This window comes from Sphingomonas glacialis (genome assembly GCF_014653575.1).
GTDB classification, from domain to species: domain Bacteria; phylum Pseudomonadota; class Alphaproteobacteria; order Sphingomonadales; family Sphingomonadaceae; genus Sphingomonas; species Sphingomonas glacialis.
The window spans coordinates 1-19,610 of sequence record NZ_BNAQ01000004.1 but is presented as its reverse complement, the minus strand read 5'-3'; the positions used below and the strand labels follow the sequence as shown (position 1 = coordinate 19,610).

At 61.2% G+C, this 19,610-nt stretch carries 15 protein-coding genes; 8 read left to right on the top strand and 7 right to left on the bottom strand.

Going from position 1 to position 19,610, the window contains the following annotated elements:
• Positions 1-85: 85 nt before the first annotated feature.
• The 5 genes from IE187_RS13505 to IE187_RS13490 are packed head-to-tail and all read left to right on the top strand — an operon-like array spanning position 86 to position 6,811.
• Positions 86-1,447, top strand: coding sequence for a TolC family protein (locus tag IE187_RS13505; protein WP_189676691.1), 1,362 nt, complete (start codon positions 86-88; stop codon positions 1,445-1,447).
• Entirely contained in the window at positions 1,444-2,487 is a 1,044-nt protein-coding gene (locus tag IE187_RS13500; RefSeq protein ID WP_189676690.1) for an efflux RND transporter periplasmic adaptor subunit, read from the top strand. The genes IE187_RS13505 and IE187_RS13500 overlap by 4 nt, the downstream gene beginning before the upstream one ends.
• Positions 2,484-5,612: an efflux RND transporter permease subunit gene (locus tag IE187_RS13495; protein ID WP_189676689.1), complete on the top strand. Its 3,129-nt coding sequence runs from the start codon at positions 2,484-2,486 to the stop codon at positions 5,610-5,612. The genes IE187_RS13500 and IE187_RS13495 overlap by 4 nt, the downstream gene beginning before the upstream one ends.
• A complete protein-coding gene (locus IE187_RS21375) occupies positions 5,603-5,812 on the top strand; it encodes a hypothetical protein (protein WP_229839408.1) in 210 nt (69 codons plus the stop codon). Before IE187_RS13495 ends, IE187_RS21375 begins: the two co-directional genes overlap by 10 nt.
• A complete protein-coding gene (locus tag IE187_RS13490; RefSeq protein ID WP_308435287.1) occupies positions 5,813-6,811 on the top strand; it encodes an MFS transporter in 999 nt (332 codons plus the stop codon).
• A 217-nt stretch (positions 6,812-7,028) separates the two neighbouring features.
• On the opposite strand, the gene IE187_RS13485 is transcribed toward IE187_RS13490, so the two are convergent.
• From IE187_RS13485 to IE187_RS13475, 3 genes are all read right to left on the bottom strand, one after another.
• Complete coding sequence (locus IE187_RS13485; RefSeq protein ID WP_189676688.1) at positions 7,029-7,931, bottom strand: relaxase/mobilization nuclease domain-containing protein; 903 nt, start codon at positions 7,929-7,931, stop codon at positions 7,029-7,031.
• Between the two features lie 149 nt (positions 7,932-8,080).
• Positions 8,081-8,605 (bottom strand): hypothetical protein, encoded by a 525-nt coding sequence (locus tag IE187_RS13480; protein ID WP_189676687.1) that lies wholly within the window; start codon positions 8,603-8,605, stop codon positions 8,081-8,083.
• 492 nt (positions 8,606-9,097) lie between these two features.
• A complete protein-coding gene (locus tag IE187_RS13475) occupies positions 9,098-9,433 on the bottom strand; it encodes a single-stranded DNA-binding protein (RefSeq protein ID WP_189676686.1) in 336 nt (111 codons plus the stop codon).
• A 770-nt stretch (positions 9,434-10,203) separates the two neighbouring features.
• Between IE187_RS13475 and IE187_RS13470 the strand changes: the two genes are divergently transcribed.
• Positions 10,204-12,282, top strand: coding sequence for a TonB-dependent receptor (locus IE187_RS13470; protein ID WP_189676685.1), 2,079 nt, complete (start codon positions 10,204-10,206; stop codon positions 12,280-12,282).
• 288 nt (positions 12,283-12,570) lie between these two features.
• On the opposite strand, the gene IE187_RS13465 is transcribed toward IE187_RS13470, so the two are convergent.
• Genes IE187_RS13465 through IE187_RS13450 form a run of 4 tightly spaced genes read right to left on the bottom strand, consistent with a single transcriptional unit; the run spans position 12,571 to position 15,318 of the window.
• A complete protein-coding gene (locus IE187_RS13465; RefSeq protein WP_189676684.1) occupies positions 12,571-14,430 on the bottom strand; it encodes a ParB/RepB/Spo0J family partition protein in 1,860 nt (619 codons plus the stop codon).
• Between the two features lie 58 nt (positions 14,431-14,488).
• Positions 14,489-14,680 carry a hypothetical protein gene (locus IE187_RS13460; protein WP_189676683.1) on the bottom strand — a complete coding sequence of 64 codons (192 nt, stop codon included), beginning with the start codon at positions 14,678-14,680 and terminating at the stop codon, positions 14,489-14,491.
• Between the two features lie 15 nt (positions 14,681-14,695).
• Positions 14,696-15,109, bottom strand: a complete 414-nt coding sequence (locus tag IE187_RS13455) for a DUF3768 domain-containing protein (protein WP_229839407.1) — start codon at positions 15,107-15,109, stop codon at positions 14,696-14,698.
• The gene (locus tag IE187_RS13450; RefSeq protein WP_189676682.1) at positions 15,106-15,318 is read right to left on the bottom strand and encodes a hypothetical protein; all 213 of its coding nucleotides are present in this window, start codon (positions 15,316-15,318) and stop codon (positions 15,106-15,108) included. Before IE187_RS13450 ends, IE187_RS13455 begins: the two co-directional genes overlap by 4 nt.
• 802 nt (positions 15,319-16,120) lie before the next feature.
• On the opposite strand from IE187_RS13450, the gene IE187_RS13445 reads away from it, so the two are divergent.
• Positions 16,121-18,196 (top strand): ATP-dependent nuclease, encoded by a 2,076-nt coding sequence (locus IE187_RS13445; RefSeq protein WP_229839406.1) that lies wholly within the window; start codon positions 16,121-16,123, stop codon positions 18,194-18,196.
• A partial coding sequence (locus tag IE187_RS13440; RefSeq protein ID WP_189676680.1) for a UvrD-helicase domain-containing protein occupies positions 18,189-19,610 on the top strand: 1,422 nt, incomplete at its 3' end. The genes IE187_RS13445 and IE187_RS13440, both read left to right, overlap by 8 nt.

Here is a 19,610-nt window from a genome sequence, read left to right as displayed (position 1 = left end):
TTAGTCGTAGCGCACCGCTGGTTCAAGGGCGACGAAGCGCGATGAGGACGGGCGGGTTTTGACAAGACGAAGGTCTGGAATGGTCGTGTTGGTGTCGTTGCTCGCCAATGGCTGCGCCTCCTTGCCGGCTCCACCGCTAAAGCCCGGTGTCAGTGCAGCTTCGCTCGACGCGCGATCGCTTGATGATCCGCAGTTGCTGGCCTTCTTGGCTGCGTCGGGTGCGACGAAACCGGTCGCACGACGCTGGGATTTGCGGTCACTGACGCTCGCCGCTGTGTATCGCCATCCCGATCTCGAAGTCGCCGATGCGCGGCTTGCGGTCGCGCGGGCGGCGGCCCGCACCGCCAAGCAACGCGCCAATCCGATCTTCAACCTCACGCCGCAGTTCAATACCAGCAATGCGAACCCGACCGCTTGGACTATCGGAACCGCGATCACTCTGCTCGTCGACCTGTTTGGCAAACGCGAAGCACGGACCGCCGAGGCCCAGGCGCTGGCAGAGGCAGCGCAGTTCGACGTTGCTACCGCGAGTTGGCAAGTGCGAGGGCGTGTGCGCGCGGCGTTGCTGAATTTGTGGAGCGCCCAGCTGCGCGTCACGTTTGCGAGCGAGCGGCGCGATCTTCAAGCCCATCTGAGCGCCCTCGTCGAGCGCCGTTTGGCAGTCGGCGAAGTATCGGCGCTCGATCTGGCGCGCGAGCGCGCGAGCCGCGATACAGCGGTGCTTGCCGTTACCGATGCAATCCGCGACGTTGCCGATGCCCGCGTTATGCTTGCGACGGCGGTCGGCATTTCGGTGCTGGCGCTCGACGGCGTTACATTGGACTTTGGTTCGCTAAACGGCGCGAGGCTACCGCTCGATCCTGTCGCGCTACGCCGGGCGGCGCTCACGACGCGCAGCGATATCCAGGCGAGCCTCGCGCGATATAGCGCGGCGCAGGCGACAGTGGCGCTCCAACAGGCCAATCGCCTGCCAGGCTTCGCAATTGGACCGGGCTATCAATATGATCAGGGCCAGAACAAGTTTTCGTTGAGCGTCCAGTCGGATCTGCCGTTGTTCAACGCCAATGGCGGACCGATCGGCGAGGCGGAGGCAAAACGCCGTGAAGCGTCGGCGAGTTTTACCGCGCTCCAGGCGCAAATCATCGGTGAAATCGACCGCGCTCTTGCTGCCTATGCGACCGCGACAGATAGTCTCGCCGCCGCCGACCGGCTCGCCGCGCAGCAAGCCGAACGGAAGGAGCGAAACGCTCGCGTGTTTCGTGCGGGGGCGCTGGACCGCGTTACGCTGCTGACCGGCGAGATCGAATTTACAGGCGGCCGCGCCTCGCAACTACAGGCGCTCGTTGCACAGCGCTCGGCGCTTGGTCAGCTCGAAGACGCGCTGCATGTGCCGATTTTTACACCCGCGCTGCCTGCTGCTCCAGGCTATGACGGGATGATGCGATGACGATGCCCCCCCGCCTCCGGCTGATACTCGCTGCCGTGGTTATCACCGTTTTGATAGGGATTGCCTTTTGGGCCGTCGGCGAAGTGCGCGTCGAGGCCGGACGCGAAGCCGAGCGCGAGCGCCCGGTGGCGACACCGCAGCGAGTGTTCACAGAAAATGGCCAGCGTATCGTCAAGCTCGACGTGGCGACGATGGCACGCAGCGGGATTGTTGGTACGCGGGTCGAGGCAAGTGACACGGCTGGCACCAGTGTTCCGACGTTCGCGTCGATCGTCGATACGGCGAGACTTACTGACCTTGCTAGCGCGTGGGCAGTGGGTCAGGCGCAAACAGAAGCGGCACGTGCGCGTGCCGAAGCATCGCGGGCAAGCTATGAGCGGACGCGGTTGCTCTATGCCGATGCGCAGAACGCTTCGCTTGCGCAGGTGCAAGCGGCGCAAGCCGCATATGCCGCCGATCGGGCGGGCGTCAGTGCCGCTGAAGCTCAAGCGAACACATCGCGCGCCAGCGCGCGGCAAGAGTTCGGGCCGAATTTGGGCCTCGGTTCAGCACTGGTTCGAGCCCTGATCGAACGGCGAGCTTTGTTGCTCCAAGCAGCGCTTCCGCCGGCGGCCGCCAGCGCACCGTCGACGTTAAGCGTCGAAGGTGACGGAGTGCGTGCGAACGCGCGCCTTCTCGGGCCCGCCGCCCGTGCCGACCCACGCGTTCCGGGGCGCGGTGTCTATTACGTTGTCGATGGATCGAGCGGACTGGTGCCGGGCATGAACGTCACGGTGCAACTGCCCGTGGCTGGTGGGCGCGGCGGCGTCGCAATCCCGGCATCGGCAGTTGTGAGCTGGCAGGGCAAGTCATGGGTTTATCTGCGCAAGGCTGACGGCGCGTTCCTACGCACGGAGATCGCGACGGGACAGCATGACGCAGGCGGCAACATCCGCGTCGATTCGATCGTAGTCGGATCCTTCGTGGTGACGCAGGGTGCGCAACTTCTTTTGTCAGAAGAGTTGCGCAGCGACGCGCCTGCTGAAAGCGATGGGGATTGAGCGGCTTGCACTCGACAGGTCCGCAAGGTGCTTTGATCGAGTTCGCGGTACGCTTTCGCGGCATCGTCATCGCGCTCGCGTGCCTGCTTGTCGTCTATGGCCTGTTCGCGCTTCAAAATGCGCAATACGGCGTGTTCCCCGAATTCGCGCCGCCGCAAGTCAGTATCCAGACCGAGGCACCTGGGCTGTCGCCTGAACAGGTCGAACTTCTCGTCACGCGTCCGATCGAAACAGCGGTCGGCGGACTGCCCGGCATCCAGTCGCTCCGGTCGAATTCAATCCAGGGTCTGTCGGCGGTCACTTTGGTATTCGCACCGAAGAGCGATGTCTTCCGGGATCGTCAGCTTGCTGCCGAGCGGCTGGCGACAGCGGCACAGAGCCTTCCGCAAGGCGTCGCTGCGCCAACACTGACGCCGTTGACGACTTCGACCAGCGTCGTCCTGGTATTGGGGCTGACATCGGACCGCGTTCCGCCGATGGCCCTGCACAGCACGGCCGAATGGTCGGTGCGCCGCAGCTTGCTCGCTGTGCCCGGCGTCGCCGATGCCGTCGTCTTCGGCGGTGAAACGCGCTCGCTCCAGATTCAATTGCACCCCGACCGGCTGCTTCGCTACGGAGTCGCGGTCAGCGATGTCCTCGCGGCTGCGCGCAACGCCACCGGACTGCGCGGGGCCGGTGTCATCGACACCAACAACCAGCGCATCGTCCTCCAGAGCGATGGGCAGGTTTTGCAGGCCGACGGACTTGCCCGGACGATCGTATCTTCATCGGCGACAGGTCGCGTAACGCTCGGCGATGTCGCGACTGTTGTGGAAGCACCGGAACCCGCCATCGGCGCGGCGTCGATCATGGGGACGCCCGGCGTCATTATCAACGTGACGCAGCAGTACGGCGCCGACACACTGACCGTAACGCACGCTGCCGAGGCTGCGCTCGAGGAATTGCGCCCTTCGCTCGCAGCCCAGGGGATTGTGCTTCACACTGGCCTGTTCCGGCCTGCCAATTTCATCGCGACGGCGCTGTCAAACATTCAGCACTCCTTGTTGCTCGGTGGCGTGTTGGTCGTCGTCGTCCTGTTCCTGTTCCTCGCCAATTTGCGCACCGCAGCCATCGCCTGCACCGCGATACCGCTTTCGCTACTTGCTGCAACGCTGCTGCTCGACTGGCTCGGGATCACGCTCAACACGATGACGCTCGGCGGATTGGCGATCGCGATCGGGGAGGTCGTCGATGACGCCGTGATTGGTGTCGAAAACATCGTCCGGCGGTTGCGAGAGAACCGCTCGCTCTCCGCACCGGGTTGGGTCGGCCGTGTCGTAATCGATGCGGTCTTCGAGGTCCGCAGCGCGGTCGTTTATGCGACGCTCGCCGTCATTCTGGTATTCTTGCCCGTCATCGCGCTGCCGGGCATTGCCGGACGCCTGTTCGCCCCGCTCGGAATTGCCTATATCCTCGCAGTGCTAGCGTCATTGCTCGTCGCACTCACTGTGACACCCGCACTCGGCATGGCATGGCTCGGCGGCCAACATGGCGAAACCGATGATCCGAAGGTCGCCCGTTACAGCAGAGCTCGCTACGAAGCGCTGCTCGCGTCAATGATCGGGCGGGTTAAGCCGGTCATCATCGGGGCGACAGTCGTTATCGTCGTCGGTTGCGCGGCGTTGCCGTTCTTTTCGACCAGTTTCATCCCCGAGCTTAAAGAGGGTCACTATATCCTCCATATGTCGGAAGCGCCCGGCACGTCGCTCGACCAGTCGATCGCGCTCGGAAATCGTGTCACGAAGGCGTTGCGCCAGATTCCCGAAGTACGGTCCGTATCGCAACGAGCGGGCCGCGCGCAGAAGTCCGATGACATCTGGGGGACGCACTACAGCGAGCTCGACATCGACCTTGTTCCATTGTCGGGAGAAGCCTCCGAAGCGGTCCAGGGCACGATCAACCAGACGCTCGCCGGCTTTGCAGGCGCGAACATGTCGTTGAAGACGTTCCTGACCGAGCGCGTTGAGGAAACGTTAACCGGCACGACTGCGCCGGTTGCGGTCAACATCTATGGCGACGATCTCGACGTGCTGGACCAAAAAGCGATGCAGGTGTCAGAGACATTGCGCGGGCTGCCAGGCGCGGGCGACGTGCAAGTGCTAGCGCCACCGGGATTGCCCCAGCTTGGCATCCGCCTGCGCCCGCTCGACGTCCAACGCTGGGGACTGACCCCCGTCGAAATACTCGACGCGGTTCGCACCGCATTCCAGGGCGACATCGTCGGCCAGACCTATGAGGGCGACCGTGTGTTCAATGTCATCGCCTTGCTCGACCCGGCGAGCCGTAATGATCCGACGAGCGTCGGGGCATTGGCTGTCCGCACGCCGGGTGGAGTATATGTTCCGCTCCGGCAACTGGCCGACATCGTCCCTTCATCTAGCCGTCAGCAGGTTCGTCACGACGGTGGACGCCGTGTCCAGACGATTACCGCGAACGTTGGCGATGCCGACATTGGCAGGTTTGTCGAAGCTGCAAAGACGCGGATCGCCGCCAAGGTCGTTCTGCCTGCCGGCACCTATATTACGTTTGCCGGAACCGCGCAGGCCCAAGCCGACGCGCGCCGCGACCTGCTCGTCAATACGCTTATTGCGGCCGTCGGCGTGATTCTGCTGTTGTCGGTCGTGACGCGCAACTGGCGCAATCTGCTACTGGTGCTCGTCAACCTGCCCTTCGCACTGGTTGGCGGTGTTCTCGCGGTGCTTGTGACCGGTGGGCAATTATCGCTCGGTGCGCTCGTCGGATTCGTCACGCTTGCCGGGATCACGCTCCGCAACTCGATCATGATGATCTCGCATTTCGAGCATCTCGTTATTGTCGAAGGGCGCGACTGGACCGTTCGAACGGCAATCGAAGGCGCAAGCGACCGACTGATACCGATCGTGATGACGTCGCTTGTTACCGCCCTTGGACTAATGCCGCTGGCGGTTGGAATGGGCGATCCGGGGCGCGAGGTCGAAGGTCCGATGGCAGTCGTCATTCTCGGCGGGCTTATCACGTCGATGGTGCTCAATCTCCTCGTGCTGCCAACGCTCGCGCTGGCGTTCGGACGCTTCGAGCGATCGTCCGACGATTTGGCATGGGTATGAAACCTTCCGTTGCAGCGGTGCCACGCGCGGTGTGGATGCTCGGATTCGTTAGCCTGTTTATGGATTTATCGTCCGAGATTATCCACGCGCTTCTGCCATTGTTTTTAACAGTGACGCTCGGCGTCAGCGTCGCAGTAGTTGGCGCGATCGACGGTATCGCCGAGGCGACAGCGTCGATCAGCAAGGTGTTCTCGGGCTAAATCTCGGACCGGATCGGCAAGCGCAAACCGCTGATCCTGATTGGCTATGGTCTTGCCGCACTGACCAAGCCCTTGTTCGCGATCGCGGGCTCGCCAATAGTCGTCCTCGGTGCGCGTTTTGCCGACCGCATCGGCAAGGGACTGCGCGGTGCGCCGCGCGATGCGCTCGTGGCCGATGTCACGCCGCCTGAAATTCGTGGCAAGGCATTCGGTTTACGCCAGTCGCTGGATACCATCGGCGCATTTTTGGGGCCGCTGCTCGCTATCGGGTTGATGATCGTGTTTACGAACAACATCCGCTCGGTCTTCTGGTTCGCGATCATTCCCGCTGCCATCGCGGTGCTGTTCGTCATCTTCGGCGTCGAAGATCAAGGCACCGCGCCCGACGCGACGGAACGCGCACGCCCTCCCGTTCGCTGGCGCGACCTCGAGCGACTACCGCGTTCGTTCTGGGAAGTAACCATCATTGGTGTCGTCTTCACGCTGGCGCGCTTCAGCGAGGCATTCCTGATTCTGAAGGCAAACGCTGAGGGCCTCCCGATCGCGCTGGCCCCGCTTGTTCTTGTTGCGATGAACGCCGTTTATGCGCTCGGAGCCTACCCGGCAGGCAGGTTGTCGGACCGGGTCCCAGCACATGTGTTGTTCAATTGGGGACTGATCGTCTTGATCCTAGCAGATTTGTCGCTGGGGATGATGCCAGGGCTGCTCGGAGCGTTCGTAGGCATCGCACTGTGGGGCGCACACATGGCCCTGACACAAGGACTTCTCGCCAAGCTCGTCGCAGACCACGCACCCGCCGATTTGCGGGGCTCGGCGTTCGGCGTGTTCAATCTTGCGACGGGCGTCTCCATGTTGTTTGCAAGCGTGATTGCTGGCGTGGTTTGGGAATACCTCGGCGCAGGCGTCACGTTTTTGGCGGGCGCAGGATTTTCGGTCGTCGCGCTGTTTTTAGTTCAATCGCAACGACGCAAGACGCTCGTGAAGCGATTGAACGGATGATCGAAATAGCGGATGTTTGCACTGTCGATCTTGGGCGACGGCCTTTCGCTTGACCGCATCATGAGCGATAGCGGCTTGCTCAATTTGAGATCCCTTTTCTGCAAACTTCATTGTGGACTCCCAACAACGGCCATCCGAGCAATGGCGGTCGATTGATGTTCGTTTTTCGCCGAGGCAACTGCAAAGGCGACAGTCCGCTAATGGGTCGACGTTAGACTCACCGGTTTCGCCCCTTGTCACGCGGCGGGCGATCCGGCGGCGCGACCTCGGGCTTTGGCAACGCCCGCTTCATGCTCTCGGCATGGCGGGCGGCAAAGACTTCGGGCGTGGCGTTCAGCCTTTCGTGCTTGTCGAGAAAACTGCGCACGTCTCCCGCCAGCTTGCGGTCGTCGGCATTTCGGGTCGCGTCGAGCGCATCGGCAGTTTGCCGATAAGCCACGCGGATTTCGCCCCAACGCCGCGTCCCCGCCGAAATGAATTCGGGCAATGTCTGCTGGCCGCGTGCGACCGCGACAGCCTGCTCATTCGTGCGCCGGTCGGAATCGGAAATCTGACGACTGCCCTCGCTGCGGAAGCGCGCCCGCAGCTTGACGAGCGCGATGCTCGATCCCGCAACGCCCTTGCCCCGCGATCGGCGCGGTGTGGCTTCGGCCGCGACGCCGCGCGCGCGTAACTCTTCGGCGAAGCGCTCGCGGAACCGATTAAGCTGGACCGGGCGCGGATTGAAGCGCGCCCGGTCGAGCCCCTCGGCCTGTACAGACAAGTGCACATGCGGGCGCGGCGTGTCGTTATGCAGCGCCATGACGTAATCGTGATTGTCGCTGAGTTCGGCATGGGCCAGGGCACGGACGGCGCTCAAAACCTTATCGGGATCGGTGCCCTCGGGCATCGAGAAGACCATCGACACCGATGACACCGTAGCCCGCGACCGCCATTGGAGCGTGTCGCTCCACTCCTCGGCACGCTCGGCGATGTCGTCCTTGCTGGTCAGGATTTCGCCGTCGCGGGTCTCGATATCGATCTCGCCCTTGCGTCCGATGTAATCGAGATGCGCTTTGACATGGCCGCCGCCCTTCTGGCGACCCGTCACTTTCACGACGACCTCGGGCGCGCCGCGCACGACCCGCGCGAGCTTGGCACGCGCGCTCTTCGCATCGGCAATGCCGAAACTGGCATAGAGCGGCGGACGCGGCACCGCATCGGGATCATGGATATAGCGGACGCGAAACGCCGGCCGCGTCGCTTCCCACAAGGCCGACTCCAAGCTCATCAGTCGGCAACCGCCCAATAGGCGATATCGCCACGCATCGCGTCGCCGACGGCCGCAACCTGCTCGGACACCTCCATCCGCATGTCGGCGATACGTCGCAGCTCGCCGCCGATCTGCTTGTCGCCATCGGGCAACATGCTCGCGTTCGCAACCTTCATTGCCTGGTTGAGATTGCGGCCAATCCTCAGCAACTGCATTCGGATGGGCGCGAGCTCGGCGATAAGTCCGTCGTCGACACGCGATTTCAAACCGAGATGCCGCCGGACCAGCGCCTTGATCCAGCCCGCGCGATCGGTCGACCGCTGCGATGCGCGGTGTTCAAGAACAGCGTTTTCGGCATCGGTAAAGCGCACCGACACGCGATTTGTCGCCGTCGTTTCGCGCCGCTCGATGCGCGGCGCATCGGCGTTCGCTTGCGCGGCTTGCTCGATCAACTGCCTTAAGACCGCACTCCGACCGCCCCGACCTTCGGCAAAAACATCGAATGCCGCGAGCGTTTCGGCATCGATCCTTGCGGTCAGCATCGTCATCCTGGGACCGGTTCGAGCAGGTGGGTTTGTGGTCATGTCATTCGTTTTCCCATGGGCACCATTGGAAACGTAATACAAGACACGCCGTATAGCTTATCCTGCCATCACACAAACCCTACTTTAAAAACTAAAGTAAAAAGTACGACAACCGAAATAGCGAAAGGGCAGTCGGCAACAGGTTTCCAAATTCCGCATCCGAAGAAGCCCCAAAACAAGCCATCTCGGTTATTAGGAATCAGGCGTCCAATGCTCGGAGAATATTGTGCCGGTAGCGATATGATCGAAAGCGAAAAGCACTGCGATTATCCGTCTCGATAATTCATCGCTTGAAAAACAGTGCCCAACCCTTCCACCACCGAAACAAAAAGCAAGCACACCGAACGCCAGACGATGGAGCCTCCATCGACCGACCTGCAAAGATCCAGCACCGACTTTCAGACGGAGCAACAAAAAGAAGCGGGGCGGCAAAGCCGCCCCGCTGGGTGGTCAGTCCTGCTTCTCGTCATCGGCGGGGCCGCCGTCCTTCTTCGCCAGGATCGCGATCCCGTCGGCGATCAGATCGACGTCGTAACGCGTGGTGCCCCCCGCCTCATAGCGGTTCTGGCGAACGCGCCCGGTGATGTGCACCAGGTCGCCCTTGCCCGCGGTCAGACGCTTGGCGAGCTTGTCGAACAGCGTGACACTGTTCCAGTGGGCGTCGGTCTTCCAGTCGTCACCGTCCTTGCGGTTGTAGTTCGAGGCCACCGAAAGATAGGTGACCTTCTCCTTTACCTCGATCTTGCCGATGCGGCCGATGATCCGAAATTCTGCGATGTTCTGCATGGGTCTTACTCCGTCTTGGATTGCAGGGTGATTTCCTGACGGTCTTCAAGGGGGCCGCGAAGGAGCCGCGATCCAACCAAAAAACGGAGGCTCCGCGCCGGTGAAACACGGCGGGGAAACCGTAGGACGCCCCGCCCGCCCTGGCGGGCAATAGGGGCGTCCGGTTTTTTGCTTGATCGTATGAGGCGACGCGCGCGGCCACGAAACCGGCAAACAAGGAAATCGCTCTGCCATCCCTGGGCACGAAGAAGACATGCTGAACCTTCGCGCGATTGGTTCTGGCCGCATCGACATCGTGGTCTGCAAAGTCACACCACGGGCCAGTTCAACCGTTCCATACGGTTTCGCTAGGCCGCTCTCGCTGGAACAGACTGGCTGTCCACCAGCACGCTCGATCGGGGTGAAAGGCCACGAACTCCGAACCTTCACCGCCATCTGCCGCAACAATTGCAGCGGCATTTTCAGGACGATGATCGGTCGAGCCTGCGGATTGGGTTGGCGACGAAGACAGATCGACGATCAGAGCGGGACCGGGAGCCCAGCGGCAAGCTGCGCCAGCCGCTCCGGCATGCAGCAAAGAATCTCGCGCTGCCGCTGGGCAGTCGCGCCGCCCCACTCGCCGATTTCGGCGAGGGCATTGGCGACGTGCCAATGAGGTCCGGCTCGGTGAGCTAAGCACAGTGACACTTCAAACTTGCAATTGATAATCATTCGCGATAGCAGGATCGCGCCGGTACTTACCGCTGCTGGCTGGTTTGAAAGGTCCGCTCTTGCCCCGTTTCCATCTCCTCCTTGTCGTCGCGTCGATCCTGCCGCTCCCCGCAGTTGCCGCTGATAAAGATGAGCAAAACCAGACGATTGTAGTAACCGGTAAACGCGATGCGCCCTATCAGGCCGACACCGCAGGCGCGCTAAAAACAGATACTCCACTGAAAGACACGCCACAGACAATCAGTGTGGTTACCGCTGAACGCATAGCCGACGGAGGATTCCGCAGTATCGCCGATGCGCTTCAATATGTGCCCGGGGTCACTGTCGGACAGGGAGAGGGCAATACCGACCAGATTGCGATACGCGGGCAGGTGACCACCGCGAGCTTTTTCCTTGATGGCGTGCGCGACGACGTCGAATATTTTCGCCCGCTTTATAACCTTTCCCGCATCGAGGTGATCAAGGGTTCAAATGCGCTGCTATTTGGCCGCGGCAGCGGGGGCGGGGTCATCAATCGCGTGACCCTTCGTCCTGAGCTCGGGCTGACTCAAGGCGCGGTGCAAGCTGGCGTTAGCAGTTTTGGGGGTGCCGACGCTGGGCTGGATCTAAACTTGCCGCTCGGCCGCGCGGCAGCGGCACGCATAGATGGGTTTTACGAACATCTTGAAAATCATCGCGATAATTTTGGCGGCGACCGTTGGGCGGTAAATCCGCAGCTACTGGTCGAAATTGCCCCCAGCTGGCGGGCCGGAATCGCCTATGAGCATGTCGACGACACGCGTGTCGCCGATCGTGGAGTGCCCTCGATTGAGGTCTCAGGTGGCCCAAACAGGCCGCTTCCGGGCAGGCGCCAAACTTTCTTCGGCCTGCCTGGGTTCAATTCTGCCAATGTCGCCGCCGACATCACGACGGCCAGGCTAGATGGCGAACTTGCCCCCGACGTCACCTGGTCAAGCATTGCGCGCTATGCCGCCTACGACAAGTCCTACGCCAACGTTTATCCGGACGCTCCGGCGACCTCTCCCACTGGCGTGGTAGCGCTTGCGGCTTATGCCAACCAGACACATCGCACGAACTGGATCGTCCAGTCGAACATCGTGGCAAAGCGTCGTTTGTTTGGCGTCTCACATACCCTCCTGATTGGTGCGGAATATGGGTCTCAGAAAAGCTCGGGGCGTGAGGTGGACGGGATTGTTACCCCTGGATCAGTGTCGGTGCTGGCCCCTGCGCCCTTTGCGGTGGCGCTCGACGAAGTTGCCTTTGACTTACGTACTCAGGTCGATTTCTTCTCGCTATATGCGCAGGATCAGATCAGCTTTGCGCCTTGGCTCGACCTGATCGCAGGGGTGCGCTGGGATAGGTTCGCGTTTAACGGGAACGACCTCACTACTGCGCCGATCCGTCCATTTGCGCGCACCGACAGCAAATTTTCGCCGCGGCTGGGCGTTGTGCTCAAGCCAACCGACAAGGTCAGTCTGTACGGATCGTACGCTCGCTCGTTCCAGCCGCGCTCGGGCGATCAGTTTGTCGAGGGCTTGACCGCCGACGAGCGTAACCTCGAACCCGAATCCTATCAGAACTATGAAATCGGTGCGAAGTGGCAGCCGACCCGCGCGCTCATCGCAACAATCGCGGCCTTTCGCCTCGACCGAACCAACGCGACCACGCCCGCTCCAAACAATCCGCTCCTGCTGCTAAACATCGGCGCGACCCGAACCGAGGGGGTCGAGGCCGAAGTGACAGGGCAGCTGCTGCCGACACTGAACGTGAGCGCCAGTTACACCTGGCTCGACGCTCGGCTGCGCGGCAACGACTCGGTCCGTCTCGCGCAAACGCCACGCGCACGCGCCTCATTCTGGGCACACTGGCAGCTCAATCCACGCATTGGACTGGCCGCAGGCGTCGTCCACCAATCGACCCAGTTTGCAGCGATCCGCACCGAGCCCACCACCACATTGCTGCCGGCCTTCACTAGGCTCGATGTGGCGCTATCCTACCGCGTTTCGGAGCATACCCAAGTCCAACTAAACGTCGAAAATCTGACTAATACCCGGTATTTCTCTGACGCGTACGATAACAACAATATCTCCACTGGGGCGCCGATCAACGCCCGACTGACAATACGGACGAGGTTGTGACCATTTGCAAGGACGCAGATTAGCTTGGTCAATACCCCAATTAGCGGCAATTTTGAAGATCGTTGATCGACACGTCGAATGGCGACAATTGGGCGGGTCCAGAAGTCTAAAAACTTCTAAAACCGCCTGACTCCTACTGCTTCGCGCGGAAGTCGGCACGGCAGCTATAAGCTGCCGTGCCGATTGCGGGCCGGTCGGAACGATCGGCCTGCGCCCGTCCGACAGGACGGGCCGCGCGCGCCCTATCAATAAAACGAGGGCGGGCCTTTCGGCCCGCCCTCTCGACCCTCAAGCTGCTTCTTGCTCGTCGAACGCGGCGTCTTCACCGTCGTCGCCTTCTTCATCGTCATCGCAGTCGGCGCGTTCCTGCGCGACCTCGGCGGGCGGCTCCGCGATCACAAGCGCGGGCGGAAGCCACCCCTTCCCCGCCATCCGCTCGGCGGCAGCAGCGGCAAGTTCGCCCTTTTTCATCTTGGCGCAATTGTCGGCGGCGGGCTTGCCGAGCACCTCGGTCATGATCTTGGCGATCACAGGCTTTTTGAGGCGGTCGTAAAAGGCGACCGGCGCTTGCCACTTGGCGACCATATCGACGCCACTGGCGAACGCGATCTGGTCGAACCGCTGGTGGCGACGGTCACGGCGCGAACCGGACGGCTCGCCGCCGTTGATCTGGCGCGCGACAAGCAACGCCAGCAACCGGCCCTTCGCGTCAGGGTCCATCGCTTGAATGGCCGCGAACCGGTTGACCTCGGGCACGGCGGCAAAGTCGCTGCCGCCGATCTCATCGACCGATGCGATCTCGGCCATCGTCATCATGTCGTCGGGAACGCCAGCGTTGAAGCCTTCGAGCCGAAGCGACAGCGGCGAGTAATAGGACGGTTCGCTATGGATGCCCTGCCCGACAAGGCAATCGAGCAAGATGTCGAGCGCGAGCGCGGGATTGGTCGCAACTGCCTCCTGCACCGCTAGCGTCTTGATCTTCGATAGCGTCTCGATCATCGCACCCGAATAGTCGGGTTTAATGGCAAGTGCATCGCCGCTTCCGCCTTTGGCAATCCGCTTGGTGCGGATGGCCTTGGCTTCAATCTCGCCGCCATTGCCGACAAACAGCACCATTGCGCTGTCGGCCTTCTGCGCGTCAGTGAACACGCACAGGCGGTTTTCGAGGATGCGAGCGTCACGCTCCAAGCCACTGAACACCCTGTCGCCCCACTGATTGCCCTTACCAAGTTCGGCTGCCCTCGCGTCGGCGGCGTCCTGAATGCGCGCGCGCTCGGCCTGTTCGGCCTCGGTCGGCTCGCGCTTGCCCTCGGCATGGACAGCCACAAGACTGTAATAGTCGTCGGGGCGTTGCAGCGATGCCCGCACATCGCTCCACCCTTCCGCACGGTAGCCCGCTTCGACCTCGGCCATCTTGGCGGTGGCCAGCGTTTCGACAAGTTCGGGGGCGTCGGCATAACCGTCGCCGTCCTCGGCAAACAGGTCGGCGGTGATCGTCCCGCCCGCCGCGACATAGGCTTCATGCCCGACAAACAGGAACAGCGCGCTGGTCGTGCCGACCTTCTCTTCGGTCAGCATCCGCCGGATTTGATGCCCGCTGTTGCCGAACCGCTTCAATGCCTCCAGCTGGCGGTCATGGTCGTCGGTCAGGGTCAATGCCTGTGCCGCCTCCATGCCGATCTGATCGCGCGCCAGACAGGCAAGCGCATCGGGGTGCAAGGCCGACAGTCGTAACACCTTCTTGACGTAGTACAGCGCCACGCCGAACCGTGCCGCAATATCCTCGGGCGATTTACCCCCGGCGCGAAGATCGCCATAAGCGATCACCGCATCGGCAATATGCATATCCTCGCGGCTCACATTCTCGGCCAAGGACAGTTCGACCGCCTCAGCCTTGTCGCGCACGTCCACGCTGACCGGGTGGCTAGCCGGTATCGCCTTGGCGCGCTCAAGCTGCTTGAACGCACGGTAGCGTCGGCCCCCGGCAGCAACCTCGAAGCGATTGCCTTCGGCGTAAACGACAAGGTTCTGCAACTGGCCGTGCGCCAGCATGTCGGCGGCAAGCTGGTCGATGGCCTTGGGCTTCACGCGCCGCACGTTGAGCGGCGATAGGCGAAGCTGCGAGAGTTTGACGGTTTGTAGGGTCATGGTCGTAATCCTTGATTGAATGATTTATTGATCGGGTAATTGATTGATTTTTGGGGTGTCAGAACATTTCGATCTGGTTTCGCATCGGGTCCCAAAACCCGATGTCGAGCGGTCGCTGTTCACGGCGGGGCTGCATCGGCTGCTCGGCAAGCCAGCCAAGCCGTTCGCCCACGCTGACCGGCGCGACACCCGCCATCATGATCTGATCGGGGTCGGGCGCTGCGACGGTGGGCAAGGCTTTGCGTTTCATGGGGCGTCGCTCCACTCAATATTCATCGGAAAGCATGATGGTCAGGACGCGCCGCGTGATCGCAGGATTCGCCGCGTCGTCGCTGGCGAACCGCATCGCTCGGTCGTAATAATCGAGTTTCCAGAACACCCGTTCGCGCTCGTCATCGCGTGACTGCGGACGCTCGGTCGTCCAGCGACCGCAGACAAGCTGGTAGATCGTCCCGAAATCCCGCTCGCCGTGCGGGTCGTTGTCGTCGTCGAAGGCGTCGAACGTCTCGATCAACTCGCGAACGAATGATTGATCGGCATCGGGCAGCGACCGAAAACCGACTGTGGCAACGGCGGTGCAAGCAACCCCCATCGCTTGCCGTGCCTGATCGTTCAAACGGGCAATGCGCGCGGTCTGCTCCTGCGCGGTGGCGCTGGTGGTTGGGGCGGCGGCGCTCACTGCACCCGCCCCTGTCCAAGATGGGCGCGACGCCCGTGGCGTTCTTCGCAAATCAGGACAAGCGCCCCGAAGTCCTCGCGCTCGCCAAGCCGGTCGGCGATCTTGCGAACACACTCCAGCGGCAAGCCGTTCTCGTTGGCGATATCGCGCAAATAATCGTCACGGGATTCTGCGCCACAAGCGCGATACCCCAACAGCAAATCGGTCATCTGAAACCTTCCTTCCTTCGGCAGAAAGCCGCACTGGCTGCGACATGCGGCCTGCCTTCCGGCGAGGATCGGAGGGGGAGGGAAAGCTGAATCGACGCCCTGGCGCGGGCCAGCGGGCGCGCAGCGACCGCCACTCGGGGGCGGCTATTCTGCTTTGGGAACGAGAGGGCAAAGCCCTTGGTGTTCCCACCCAATCAGGAAGAAGGAGCCGTCAGGCTCCCTCACTCACAGGCAACGAAGCCGGCAGGCGTCACAGCCGCCAAGCGGCACCAACAACGGCACCCTTGCACGGCGCGACGCCGACGGACGGCCTGCGGCGGCAAGCAAGTCCCTGCCGGTTGTTGCGCGACAGCGCAGCCCCTGCACAGGGACGCAGCGCAGACCGATCGCGGGCGTCCGGAAAGGAGAGAGGCAAGAGCGCCAGCGTGTCAGCACAAAGACGCCGCGCCCTTAGGAGCAAAGCGGGACAGAGCGCGACCTTAGAAAATCCCGCTCATCACCCGCAGGCCGAAAGGACTGCGCTTGCGACAGCGATCGTCACCGACAGGCCGAGACACCGCAGGCGGCTTGGTGGAGCAAGCCGCGCAGCCAGGCATGCGAAATAGAGCGCGGTGCGGGCTTGCCCGCAGGCGTCAAACCGCTCGCTTTGAACATGCGTTTATGATCGATGTGGACAGCCAATCAGGTTCCCTCGACCGTTGCTTTCCGATCGCGATTTCAATGCTATGATAGAATGGAGCATATGAACTATTGAGTTCTTCAGTGTTTATTTTTCTCAGCGATGACGCGGAGAGGGGCGAAAGTGCATATCCACAAGATTAGAACGAAGAATTTCAGACTGCTCGCCGATGCTGAACTGGCACTCGAAGAGAAGACGACTGTAATCGTCGGGCGGAATAACAGCGGGAAAACATCGCTTTCGGAAGTGATGCGCCGCCTTCTGACGGATGGAAGCACTACGTTCCAGTTGGAGGATTTTTCGAGCGCAAGCTACGATGGATTTTGTGACGCGCACCAAGCGCATCTGAACGACGCGGAAGAGGTCGCAATTCGGGCGCTGCTTCCCACAATCGAGCTTCGTTTGCATTTTCGCTATGATCCGGCGCAGCCAGAGCTGGGGCCATTGGCACCGTTCGTTATCGATCTCGTCCCCGATTGCGGCGACGCTTTGGTGGTGATCCGCTATGAGTTGAAGGATGGCGGGATAGCCAGCTTCTTTGAAGGTCAGCCAGATCATCCACTGACCCCCGACACCAGGCTGGATTTTTTCAGGATGCTGCGCGAGCGTATTCCGGCGAACTTCACCACAAAAATCTGGGCTGAAGACCCGAACGATACCGACAACAGACGTCAAATGCAGCCGGTCGCTTTGCGCCATCTGGTCAAGACCGGCTTCATCAACGCTCAGCGGGGTCTCGACGATGTGACATCCAAGGAATCGGATGTTCTCGCAAAGGTGCTCGAGGGGCTCTTCTCGACCGCGGCGTCGGAAATGGCCGAACCCGGCGACAAGCTTATCGCCGACGCCCTGACGTCGGCCGTGCAAGACATCCAGGTCCAGATGGACAACAATTTCGGCGGGCAGCTCCAAAAGTTGCTGCCGACTCTGCAGAGTTTTGGCTATCCCGGCCTTGGCGGTCAGGAACTGCATACGGAGACCACGCTCGACGTTCGCCGTCTGCTCTCGAATTTCACCAAGGTCCGCTATGCCGGATACAATGGCGTGGCGCTGCCAGAGTCCTACAATGGCCTTGGCGTCCGCAATCTCATCTTCATCCTGTTGCAGCTTGTCGGTTTCTACAAGGCGTTCCGCGCGGAGCCGATCGCGCCGGGTGTCCATCTGATTTTTATCGAGGAGCCCGAGGCACACCTCCATCCACAGATGCAGGAAGTCTTCATCCGGCGGCTGGCGAAGATCGCGCAACAACTCGCCGATGGCGCTGACGACGCCGCGCCGTGGCCGGTGCAGTTCGTCGTATCGACGCATTCATCGCACATCGCCAACGAGGCCGGCTTTGAAAGCATTCGTTTCTTCCTCGGTGCCGACACGCCGGGTGCACAGGCCGGTGTACGTCAGACCAAGATCAAAGACCTCCGTGAAGGGCTCGCGGGCAAGCCGGAACCGGAAAAACAATTCCTGCACCAGTATCTGACCCTCACCCGCTGCGATCTCTTCTTCGCGGACAAGGCGGTCCTGGTGGAAGGCCTAAGCGAACGCCTCATGCTGCCGGTCGTCGTCGGAAAGCTCGAAGCGGCAGAACCTGCCGTGCCGAAGCTTTCGACGCAATATATAACCGTCATGGAAGTTGGCGGGGCCTATGCCCACATCTTCACCGACCTCCTAGAATTTCTCGAATTGCGATCTCTGATCGTGACGGACCTCGACTCGGTCTTGGTGGCGGGCGGAACCGCCTGCGCCGTTCACCTGGGAACAACGTCGAGCAATGCCTGTCTGAAGTCCTGGTTTTCAGGCGACAATCCGTTCACGTTGGACGGGTTGAAAGCGAAGAACGATGAGAACAAGCGCAAAGGCAGGAATCGCATCGCTTACCAATGTCCAGAAGTGGCCGATGGCCCGTGCGGGCGAACCTTCGAAGATGCGTTCATCCTAGCGAATGCGGCGAAGTTCGAGCTGACCGGCGAAACTCCGGACGAGCTGGAACTGGCGGCGAGAGAAGAAGCTGCGTGTCACAAGAAATCGAGTTTTGCGCTGACCTATGCGATTGCCGATACCGATTGGGTTGCGCCAAGATATCTTCTCGATGGGGTTCGATGGTTGGCCGCAGACGACATGCCCGCCGCCGATCCTGTCCTAGCTATTGCCCTTGAGGCCGCAGCCGCTGACGCAGCCGATGTTGGGGATGCAGCCAATGGCTGAATCCCCGGCTGAGATTGCGAGCCGCAAAGCGCTCGAAGCGGTTTATGCCTGCCTTGAAGCGGGCGAGAGCTTCCGGTTGGAAGCCGGCGCCGGTGCGGGGAAGACCTACTCACTCGTGAAAGCGTTGCGCTTCCTGATCGAACGGCATCACAAGACGATGCCGCGCCGAAGTCAGCAAATCGCCTGCATCACGTTCACGAACGTGGCAAAGGCGGAAATTGAAGCGAGGACTGACCGCAGCCCGCTCGTGCTTTGCGAAACAAACCATGCCTTCTGCTGGTCGTTGATCAGCGGGTTCCAGAGGCAGCTTCGGGAACTGATCGCGGAGATACCCATATGGCAGGAGCGGATTGCCGAAGCGGGAGGGTTGGGCGACCGGACTATTGAATACAGCTTGGGGCACCGTTCCATCAAAGAGCGCAAGGTCACCATCCACCATGACGATGTCACCCCGCTGACGATCAAATTGATGGAGAATGCCAAGTTTCGCCGATTGATGGCTGATCGGTATCCGATCATCCTGATTGACGAATACCAGGACACCGATGCTGATTGGGTGGAAGCCATCAAGACGCATTTTCTGGGCCAGCCGGGTTCGCCGCTATTCGGCTTCTTCGGAGATCATTGGCAGAAAATTTATGGTGATGGGTGCGGCAAGCTGGAGCACGCCGCGGTCAAAGAGATCGGGAAAGAAGCCAATTTCCGTTCGGTGAGCATCGTCGTCGATTCTCTAAACCGGATGCGACCGGAGCTTCCGCAGTTTGTGGAAGACCTGAATGCTCCCGGCGAAGTCCGGGTGTTTCATACCAACAACTGGATCGGACAGCGGCAAACAGGAGCGCATTGGGGCGGCGATCTCCCACCGGACGTTGGGCATGACACGCTTCAGCGTGTGAAACAAAGCCTGACCGATAGCGGTTGGGATCTCTCGTCTGACAAGACGAAGATTCTGATGCTCACGCATCGCGTGCTGGCGAACGAGCAGGGATATTCCAGCCTCCCGGGCGCGTTCCGCTACAATGAGGCCTTTACGAAGAAGGAACATCCCCACATCGCCTATTTTGTAGATGTCCTTGAGCCGGCTTGCGACGCCTATGCCAATCGGAAGTTCGGTGAGATGTTCGAAGCGCTGAATTCGAATGTGCCTCTGCTGCGCGGACACGGCGATAAAGAAGCTTGGGCGAAGGCGATGGATACACTGATCGCGCTGCGCGAGAATGCAACGGTCGGCCAAATTATCGACCATCTGGGCAATGCCAAGCGCCCGCGGCTTCCCGATGCCATTGACGATCGGGAGCGTGAGCTGCGTGCTTTCGATCGAACCTCCGGCGAGGAAAAGAGGTGGCTCGGCAAATCTGGACAGGCTTCTAAGTGGAGTTTCTGCCTGAAGGCGGCCAGCATGGCTGCCGAACAG

Bases quoted from the DNA above. Each gene is read 5' to 3' on its own strand.
- IE187_RS13450 (WP_189676682.1), bottom strand. From the start codon at position 15,318: ATGACCGATTTGCTGTTGGGGTATCGCGCTTGTGGCGCAGAATCCCGT.
- IE187_RS13475 (WP_189676686.1), bottom strand. From the start codon at position 9,433: ATGCAGAACATCGCAGAATTTCGGATCATCGGCCGCATCGGCAAGATC.
- IE187_RS21375 (WP_229839408.1), top strand. From the start codon at position 5,603: ATGGGTATGAAACCTTCCGTTGCAGCGGTGCCACGCGCGGTGTGGATG.
- IE187_RS13480 (WP_189676687.1), bottom strand. From the start codon at position 8,605: ATGCTGACCGCAAGGATCGATGCCGAAACGCTCGCGGCATTCGATGTT.
- IE187_RS13500 (WP_189676690.1), top strand. From the start codon at position 1,444: ATGACGATGCCCCCCCGCCTCCGGCTGATACTCGCTGCCGTGGTTATC.
- IE187_RS13460 (WP_189676683.1), bottom strand. From the start codon at position 14,680: ATGAAACGCAAAGCCTTGCCCACCGTCGCAGCGCCCGACCCCGATCAG.
- IE187_RS13465 (WP_189676684.1), bottom strand. From the start codon at position 14,430: ATGACCCTACAAACCGTCAAACTCTCGCAGCTTCGCCTATCGCCGCTC.